Genomic DNA, 8476 nt, shown 5'->3' on the forward strand with positions numbered 1-8476 from the left:
TTTAGTCTGTCAGGGCTACAACAAAATGTATGGTTATAGATTAATTATTAATATTATCAGTTAGTTATAATTTAAATTTCGATTTCTTGATCTGCAACAAAACGTATGGTTATGCTGAAAACAGCCAGTGATGATCGAAAGATAACCATACAAGGTTGTGTTGATTTAGTCTGTCAGGCCTGCAACAAAACGTATGGTTATAGATTAATTATTAATATTATCAGTTAGTTATAATTTAAATTTCGATTTCTTGATCTGCAACAAAACGTATGGTTTTCGTTTTTTAGCCATATGGTTTAAAGAAACGGCTCCAGAATCCCATTTTCTTTGGCTCTGGTTCAACCTGTTCCGGTACTATGTAGCGCTTTGGTTCTTCTGGTGTGGCAATCTTTGCTACTGGCTCAGGTTGCAGATTGGTTGGTGCCACAGGATCTTGATCAGTAAACGCAGTCATATCCGGTTTGGGAGCATTTAATAAAAGCTGAATAGACTCAATCTGGTGATCTTTGGCTTCTAATTGCTGTCTTTGGAAAATTTCACGTTCATGTGCCAAATTTAATTGTTGTTTTAAAAAATCTATTTGTTGTTTTAGGATGTCTACTTCTGTCTCTTTTTGTAGCCCAGTAGACTGTAACGTGGCTACATCTTGTTTTTTCTGTGCAGGTTCTCCAAAGACACGAATTGCTTCAGAAAGGTCAATTTTACCATCCCTATTTTTTGATAAATCCCCTTTATTTATACGCTTATAAATGCTTTGTCTGTTCATGCCATATAGAGCTGCTAATTCCAAAACGGATAATGCTTTCATGATGTAACCTATATTGTTAAGAGGTACATTTAGGAGACATGTAACGTTACATTATCGAGTTACATATAGCCAACTTTTTTGAGATAGGGATAGAGTTCCTTGAATTTATCTACATCTTGCAACATTTCTGCAATTCTTAGTGCAAATGCCTCAAAACCCTCAGTACCTTGAGAGTATTTATTCATTTCATGTAATCGAGAAAGCTTATTTGCAAATAAATGGCGTTGAGCATCTGTCATTTTAAGAGCGAGTTCTTCTATATTGACGCCAATATTTTTAATAGGTTTAGTTGTGACTTTCTTTTGTTTAAATGAGAATGAAAATCCTAAGATTGAACGCCCCTTTTTATGTTGTTCGTACTTGATAGTAATATCTGAAAATTCATTAATTTGGTCTATAGCAATATCTAGAACACGTCTCTTAAATGCTTCCATTCGAGTATATTCATTAACACCTATGCCAAGTTGGCTACGGAATTTATTTAATTCAAACGTAGGCGTTTTACCTACAGTTTTCCATTGCATTAGTAATTCGTATAAACGAACTGCGTAGACACTTTTAAACTCAGATGTTTTTCTTAAATGATAGCTAGTGAAATATTGTTCAAAGCCATCTATTTTTGTGACATGTTCAATAACTACTCTAGTTAATGTAACAAGAATTCGACCTTCACCTTTTCTATAGTTTGCATCTTGAATCCAACGACTTTTCGTTAAGCTTCCATCTTCATTAGTAATGGTAAATTGTCTTTTGAAAAGAGAATCCTCTGCTTCAGTTAATGCCAAATAGGCTGCATCTAAGGATACATTAAAGGCTCTAGCATACCGAAGGGCATTCAATTCTAATGGCTCATCAGTTGATAAGCCTTGACCTGTTTCTCGAGCATCTACAATAGCAAGTTGTAAAAGACGAGTTTCACTTAAGGTTAAAGTCTGTAATGCTTGAACTAGTTTATTTGATTTTACAACTAAGTCTGTCATTTTATTTAGCAACAATTTTATTATGTTGCTATAACAACATAATAAAAATTAGTTGTCAAATACCGAGGAAACGTTGCTATATGACCGAGGAAACGTTGCTATATGACCGAGGAAACGTTGCTATATGACCGAGGAAACGTTGCTATATGACCGAGGAAACTCTTATTTATTAAGGCTTACAACCTATTTAAAAGCATTAAAAGCATTTAAAATAATTAAAAGCCCAGAACAGGCAAAATTGCCCTATGTTTTCGCTCCGCTCAAACTCTATTGAATCTCGTTTCACTCGATTCCTGGGGCAATTTTTTGGTTACTGTTTTCGTGATTTTTTGGAAAGGCAAAACAAGATCAAAAGCAACTCGGAATTCGCTTCGCTCATAAGTTTTTTTGCTCGCTTCGCTCGGTCTAGGCTCAATAGTCTGCATGTGATCTTCGCTCTTTTAGGCTTCACTGCCTAAAAAAGCGGTTTTTCAGAGGATCGAAACGCGAATTTGGTTCGTTCGCTCGTAGACACTCGCTCTGCAAATGTTAGTTTAATCATCAAAAAGTGGGGAGTGATAGTCCGATTTTTTTTGCTGTGTCGGCTTTTGCTCAATTTTATTTTCATATTGATTAACTTTTTGTTTTTCAATTGCTTCTTGTTTTTCAAATTGAATTCGACTTCTCTGTTGATTTGTTAAAACAGGAAGAGCACATTCAGCCATTTTTATTTCATAATCATTGACATAACTTCGGAATTCATCGATTTTTTCTTGCAGTTTTTTATTAGTTTGATTCTGTTTTGTTTTCTGCTCTAAAAGTTGCTCAATTGCGGCACAAATTTTCATTTTATTTTGTGCTTGCTCTAGATCCTCATTCTTGTTTTTTGTCAGCATCGATTTGAAATACGTTAAATTCTGATCAAGTGCATCATCAAATCGGAACTCTTTGCGAAACAGCATTGATGCCCAGGTCCATGTTGATTGACCATCTGGATCCTGTGTTGTTTGCATTAACTCAATGGCTGAAGTTTTTCTGTTGTTCAGTATTTCATTGTAGATTTGCACTGTAGCTGCTTTTTCTGCTTCTGATGTGGCTCCCTCCAACTTTTGTTGAAACGTGTCTCTAAGCGCCATATATCGCAATTTGGAGGCTTTCTGGATAGACTCAAGGCGTTTTTGCTCTGCATTTTTCTGTTTCTGTTGTTGTAATTGCTGCTGCTCTTGAATTTTATATTCATGAAGTGCACGTTCTTTATATTTGTGCTGCGTTATTTTATGTTCAAGATCAGATTTTAAATCATGAAAATGTTGTGGGAACATGCGTTTGTATTCAATGAATTGTTCAAACTCTGCTTTCAGATCATGAATTTGATTCAATGATTTAGAAAGATCTGTGACGGCTTGTTTATGTGCTTTACGTTCTGATTCTGCTTTTTGACGTTCTGTCACAAGCAATCGTTCATATGACTGCTGCATACTGAAAAATTCTGCTGCATATTTCTTTTTAATTTCAGCAATTTGTTGATTCACATCATGATAAACCGCGTCCATGACTCTTTCGCCATGTAGTTGTTTGCTGTCTAGAAAAGGAGAATGGGGCTGCTGATCATAACCAAGTTTTTGAATTTCAATATTTTTAATTTCTTTGGTTGGGGGTAATGGCGCTTGTAATTCAGCATAAAATTCTCGGACGGTTTTATGTTCTGCTTTACTGCCTTCGAGTCCTCTTTCAAGACCTAAGTATCTAACTTTATTATGAAATTCAGTTTGCATCTGGGATAATGTTGCTTTACCACCTAGGAAATTACGGCAATTCAATTTCCCTTTTGCATCAATCGGGACAACATATGCAATTAAATGTGGCGTGGTTTCATCGCGATGAATCGATGTGCTGATGACATTTTCTGCGCCATGCTTTTTTTTGAGCCAATCGATTGATTGATTAAAGAAGTCTTGCTCTTTTTCTGTTCCCCAGTTTTCCCATTCCGGACTGGCGGTAATCATATACTCGATACAGAGAACCGCGTTTGAACGGACTTTCTCTGGTAATCGCGCTTTGATGGCTTCCATTGCTAGGTCTGAACGTTTGATCTGATGTTCATTATATTTTGTACGACCTGGATCTGCATTTGGAGTCAGGCGAGTACGATAGTTATGTGCAAGAGATCCACCGATTTCTCCGAATGATTTTAATTTTTCTGTTCTTAGAATTGCGAAAGCCATGATCTCATCCTGGCAAAATTGGTCACGGAATGCGCTAGAGTAGCACAGTTCGTTAGAATGTGTACTCACTACACAATTTAAAACCCAAGTTTTTAAATTGTTCCTTGAGCGAAGGGGGAAATTTTCCCCCTCGACCCCCTTTTCACCTGATTTTTCAGGCATTCCAAACCAGGATTTCCAGCTCATTTCTTTCAAATTTATCTCGGAATATCCAATTTTCATCTTTGTGTTAGATCTTCAAATTTGGGGTTTTCTCCCGTTACACATTCAAAATTGATTACGTTACACGTTCAAAAGGCAGTTTTCTGAGCCTTGTTACACGTTCAATTTCAAAGTTGTTACACATTCATTTGTAAGTCATAACGTACAAACGTTAACGACAATGTCCCATGTTTTACTCCTGAAGAATTTTGTATTCTGAACTCATTGAGGAACAGGACGTTCCAGAACATCAAACAAAAATAATAAGTTCTCGCATCAGGATCGTGAGGGATGACAGGAGTTGACCCTAAGACGCAAATACGGAAAAAGCCCCAACAGGACGTTGGGGCTTTTTTCATTTCGTATAAGAGATTTTATGTTAAATGAAAAGGTATCCTTTCTTCCGGATAGTCGAATAATAAATTCGACAAAAATAATAGAAAAAAATTATAAGCTATTAAACATAAAATATTTTTAATTTGTTACATTAACAAAAAATTGAAAACTGGTTGGATTCATGAATTTTGATGACTTGAAAACTAATATAGTAAATCTACTAAAAATATATAGAGGTCGTGGAGTTAGCCTTAGAAACGAAATAAATCCTTTACTAGCAAGTTTTACATTCTTAGATCGAATTCATACTTGGTCTAGTCTATTTGTACATATCAGTGAGCTTGAAGAAGATATTGAACCTGATTTATTAGTTAAATTAGGAGATCTGTATACAAAAATAAAGACTGATTTTAATAAAAGGGTTCTTTTTGAAGATAAATATTTGAGTGTTTACAATGAATTATCTTGCTATGATCAATTAAAACAGCATCTAGAAAGTCTAGTTGCACCTAATCAAACTTTAGATTTATCTAGAAATGGGGATTTCAAAGATCATATTTTCCAAGCTAAGCAAGAAGTAGAACAAAAGCATATTTATCAGTTCAAAATTATTCGAACTTTTATTTTGAAAGAAAATATCCGTGTGGATGCTTTAAAAAGTGAATACGTGAATGAGGAGTATGAAAAGCTAGTAGCTTACAAAGAGGTTCGTTTACCTTGTTTTGATAGCATTATTTTAGATGATGTAACTCAACAAATTATCTTGTGTGCGGATCTTTCATCACAATTTCATGAAGAAAATCTACGAGGAGCTTTAGCCAAGCTTAGATTATATCTAAATCAACTTGTACTTGAGCATATTCCTGATACTGGATGTAATGTTTTCCCTGCTATTGAAAGACTCTACTATGAGAAAATAGGTAATGTGAAAAACCTATCATTTAAAACTGATGACGGTATTTCACATAATGAATCATCAAGAGTAGGTATTGAAGATTTACGTAGTGGTGAATATCACAAAGGCGGTATAGCGAATGCAACTATTGAGCCTTACAATATTACTAAAGAGTACAACCTTGAAACCTATAAAGTATTAGTTACGGTTAAAGGTTCTTGGCATGCTCTTGCAATAAATACGGGCATACCGAATCTGAATAACTTTTACGTTTCAACAAAAGATCAATCTAGCTTTTTCAAAGCAATTGAAGAAATCGTCAAAACATCATGAACTCAGAAGCAGTTGATAGCTTGTACATTAAGAAGTTCATTGAAACCAATGAACTTTCTGATGAAGAAGTAAGCGAACCTCATTACCAAGAAATGATTGCTTGGTTAGATAAATTCGTCACTTATTTCATTCATGTAAGAGAAATAAGCTCTTATAAGCATGTGACTTATAAAAAAATATATGATGTGATTAAACCTATCGAGAACTCTGAGTTTAAGATTTTTGTAAACAATCTATTGATTTTGAATGTCTTAGATGATCATTTTCAAGCATGTGACCTATATTCCGAGGATATTATTTCAGTCGATAAAGAGTGGATTAATGAATGTATTCTTAACCAGTCATATGTAGACCCTTTTACTGAGGAAAGTATTAGTAAAGAAGATTTTTCTAAAATTATTTCTCGATATTTTTCTTTTACAGACGAGTTTAAAGAATATTTACAACATGACCACTCTTGAATTTGACTTAACTGATCCTTTAGAAGAAAGTTTGTATAATCGAAGGATAGCTATACAAAAAAACGACTATGAACTTTATATAAAACAATTATATAAAGACTTAGGTATATGTGTTAAGGATTTAGAAGCGAAAGCGCATTATGTTCATTCACAAAGTGAAGATCAATTATCCTTGATAATAGAAACCCAACTAAAGGGTATGGGTTATAAAGCTTCTCATGATACTTTTCATAATGGTCATGTAGATATACATGTTCAATATCATCATTTTCTTTGGTTAGGCGAAGCTAAGATTTATGGAAGCCCAACTAAGATTTTTGAAGGTTTTTTACAGCTGACTACTAGGTATAGCAGCTCCTCAACTGATAATTATCATGGAGGATTGCTCATATATATACAAGATACAAAGCTGTCATCTATTGATATTTTAAATGGATGGAAAACATTTGTTTCTGACGAACAACGCAAACAAGATCACTCGTATGAAATTACATGTTCAGATAGGACTGGAAGAAATCTTTATTTCGATTCCACCATGCCTCATCATAAGTCTGGATTAGAATATCTCATAAGGCATATGACAATAGATCTTCGCCATGATCCACAAAAATAGAGTTGATGACCTTAATTTTTATGTGTTTTTTAAAATTTAAAAAGGAAGCATATAGCACCCTTTTTTATCTATGATTTTTACGTTCATTGAGCATTGCTTCACGTAGAATTTTGTTCATACGTGTTTGATAGCCTTTACCTTGTGATTTCAACCATGCGAGTACATCAGCATCTAGACGAACTGAAGTCTGTTGCTTTACTGGACGATAAAATTGCCCATGACGAACTGCATTACTCCAGTCGGTGATTTCTGGAATATCAGACAGGTCTAATTGATCATCAGACACAGCTCCCTGAGCAAGCAAGCGTTTAATTTCAGCATCTTGCTTGTCACTGAAGTTTTTATTCAGCTCTTCGCGTGTATATCTAACCATGCTCATATTGATTGCGCTCCGCTTTGGTTACTTGTCTTGCACTAATGATTCGTATGATTTCACAGTCATCTTCATCAAAGATGGTATGAGCAACTAATAACATCAGTACGCCTTTAACCTTACCAATGGTTTGCCAACGCTCTTCCCCATTGGTATGTCTGTCTTGGATTGAGATCCTCAGAGGATCTTCAAATACAAGGCTGGCAGTTTCAAAAGAGATATCATGCTTTTTCTGATTCTTTCGATTCTTAGCCTCATCCCATTCAAAATACTGTTCCATAAAAAACATTCAAATTTGTATATACAATAATGTATCACAAAATTGTATCACTCAAGCTAAATAGAGTTTTTTTTAGTCAATTTTATTGGCTGAAAGTGACAAATCTGTTCAATAAAAAGCCGACTTGTTTCAAAGTCGGCTTTTTTACGGTTTTTTGGTTTTTTGAAATCAACCAAGTTATTGATTTAAATATACTTTATGTATTGAATTTCGCATAAGCACCATTATGTTAAATGGCACTAAAAGGTTCCCATTCTATTTATTCAATAAGCTGGATTGAATACTCATCTGTAGTGATTTTGATTTTAAGCTTTTTATATTTTCTTTTAGAAGCATCCAGAGCTGAGTTCGCGACTTCATCATTAAATTTTCGATCATTCATAAGGTTATGGAATAATTTGTATCCAATCAATATTTTACTTGGTTTATTACCTTCTTTACGATCCGTTTCAATTAATTGATCTAAATCTTGTACGGAAAAACTATGCATATTATTCTCGATAGTATGTGTTTTTGAAGGATCACTTCTATAATGATAGAGTGCCAAATTTTTGTTTATCATTTGATAAACAAAGTATTATGGTCAAACCAATACTTGAAATTTATATTATTTTGAATTCTTCTACAATAAAATGATTTGTAAATTTATCTAAAATTAACATAATACGCCTTATACGAAATCCATTCAGTATTTCTTTGTTTTTCAATAGCTTAATTCGTTCTATTCAGCCCGATTCTTATGTTTCGGGCTTTTTACGTGAATTAGATTGTTCCACGCCTACTTCTTGATCATTGTTCCACGAGTTTGATTAGCTATGATTAATGATGAAGGCCTGCAACAAAACGTATGGTTATAGATTAATTATTAATATTATCAGTTGGTTATAATTTAAATTTCGATTTCTTGATCTGCAACAAAACGTATGGTTATGCTGAAAACAGCCAGTGATGATCGAAAGATAACCATACAAGGTTGTGTTGATTTAGTCTGT

The 8476-nt window shown here is 34.1% G+C and carries 9 protein-coding genes; 3 read left to right on the forward strand and 6 right to left on the reverse strand.

Annotation, left to right across the window (positions count from 1 at the left end):
* Nucleotides 1–283 precede the first annotated feature (283 nt).
* From C1A47_RS17320 to mobV, 3 genes are all read right to left on the reverse strand, one after another.
* Nucleotides 284–808: a plasmid replication DNA-binding protein gene (locus C1A47_RS17320; RefSeq protein WP_111896266.1), complete on the reverse strand. Its 525-nt coding sequence runs from the start codon at nt 806–808 to the stop codon at nt 284–286.
* 59 nt (nt 809–867) lie between these two features.
* The gene (gene repM, locus C1A47_RS17325; RefSeq protein ID WP_111896267.1) at nt 868–1788 is read right to left on the reverse strand and encodes a replication initiation protein RepM; all 921 of its coding nucleotides are present in this window, start codon (nt 1786–1788) and stop codon (nt 868–870) included.
* A gap of 533 nt (nt 1789–2321) precedes the next feature.
* Complete coding sequence (gene mobV / locus C1A47_RS17335; RefSeq protein ID WP_111896268.1) at nt 2322–4214, reverse strand: MobV family relaxase; 1893 nt, start codon at nt 4212–4214, stop codon at nt 2322–2324.
* A gap of 496 nt (nt 4215–4710) precedes the next feature.
* Between mobV and C1A47_RS17340 the strand changes: the two genes are divergently transcribed.
* Genes C1A47_RS17340 through C1A47_RS17350 form a run of 3 tightly spaced genes read left to right on the forward strand, consistent with a single transcriptional unit; the run spans nt 4711 to nt 6831 of the window.
* Nucleotides 4711–5757 carry a hypothetical protein gene (locus tag C1A47_RS17340; protein WP_111896269.1) on the forward strand — a complete coding sequence of 349 codons (1047 nt, stop codon included), beginning with the start codon at nt 4711–4713 and terminating at the stop codon, nt 5755–5757.
* Nucleotides 5754–6218 carry a hypothetical protein gene (locus tag C1A47_RS17345; protein ID WP_111896270.1) on the forward strand — a complete coding sequence of 155 codons (465 nt, stop codon included), beginning with the start codon at nt 5754–5756 and terminating at the stop codon, nt 6216–6218. Before C1A47_RS17340 ends, C1A47_RS17345 begins: the two co-directional genes overlap by 4 nt.
* The gene (locus tag C1A47_RS17350) at nt 6205–6831 is read left to right on the forward strand and encodes a hypothetical protein (protein ID WP_111896271.1); all 627 of its coding nucleotides are present in this window, start codon (nt 6205–6207) and stop codon (nt 6829–6831) included. The genes C1A47_RS17345 and C1A47_RS17350 overlap by 14 nt, the downstream gene beginning before the upstream one ends.
* A 64-nt stretch (nt 6832–6895) precedes the next feature.
* On the opposite strand, the gene C1A47_RS17355 is transcribed toward C1A47_RS17350, so the two are convergent.
* The 3 genes from C1A47_RS17355 to C1A47_RS17370 form a co-directional block, all read right to left on the reverse strand.
* A complete protein-coding gene (locus C1A47_RS17355; RefSeq protein WP_111896272.1) occupies nt 6896–7210 on the reverse strand; it encodes a BrnA antitoxin family protein in 315 nt (104 codons plus the stop codon).
* The gene (locus C1A47_RS17360; protein WP_005155676.1) at nt 7197–7484 is read right to left on the reverse strand and encodes a BrnT family toxin; all 288 of its coding nucleotides are present in this window, start codon (nt 7482–7484) and stop codon (nt 7197–7199) included. Before C1A47_RS17360 ends, C1A47_RS17355 begins: the two co-directional genes overlap by 14 nt.
* A gap of 259 nt (nt 7485–7743) precedes the next feature.
* Nucleotides 7744–7974, reverse strand: coding sequence for a hypothetical protein (locus tag C1A47_RS17370; RefSeq protein ID WP_111896274.1), 231 nt, complete (start codon nt 7972–7974; stop codon nt 7744–7746).
* Nucleotides 7975–8476: the final 502 nt, after the last annotated feature.

This window comes from Acinetobacter sp. MB5 (genome assembly GCF_003261585.1).
GTDB lineage: Bacteria > Pseudomonadota > Gammaproteobacteria > Pseudomonadales > Moraxellaceae > Acinetobacter.

Excerpts from the sequence above, each read along its gene's own strand:
- mobV (WP_111896268.1), bottom strand. The coding sequence starts at position 4,214 with ATGAAAATTGGATATTCCGAGATAAATTTGAAAGAAATGAGCTGGAAA.
- C1A47_RS17360 (WP_005155676.1), bottom strand. The coding sequence starts at position 7,484 with ATGGAACAGTATTTTGAATGGGATGAGGCTAAGAATCGAAAGAATCAG.
- C1A47_RS17350 (WP_111896271.1), top strand. The coding sequence starts at position 6,205 with ATGACCACTCTTGAATTTGACTTAACTGATCCTTTAGAAGAAAGTTTG.
- C1A47_RS17370 (WP_111896274.1), bottom strand. The coding sequence starts at position 7,974 with ATGCATAGTTTTTCCGTACAAGATTTAGATCAATTAATTGAAACGGAT.
- C1A47_RS17345 (WP_111896270.1), top strand. The coding sequence starts at position 5,754 with ATGAACTCAGAAGCAGTTGATAGCTTGTACATTAAGAAGTTCATTGAA.
- C1A47_RS17355 (WP_111896272.1), bottom strand. The coding sequence starts at position 7,210 with ATGAGCATGGTTAGATATACACGCGAAGAGCTGAATAAAAACTTCAGT.
- C1A47_RS17320 (WP_111896266.1), bottom strand. The coding sequence starts at position 808 with ATGAAAGCATTATCCGTTTTGGAATTAGCAGCTCTATATGGCATGAAC.
- C1A47_RS17340 (WP_111896269.1), top strand. The coding sequence starts at position 4,711 with ATGAATTTTGATGACTTGAAAACTAATATAGTAAATCTACTAAAAATA.
- repM (WP_111896267.1), bottom strand. The coding sequence starts at position 1,788 with ATGACAGACTTAGTTGTAAAATCAAATAAACTAGTTCAAGCATTACAG.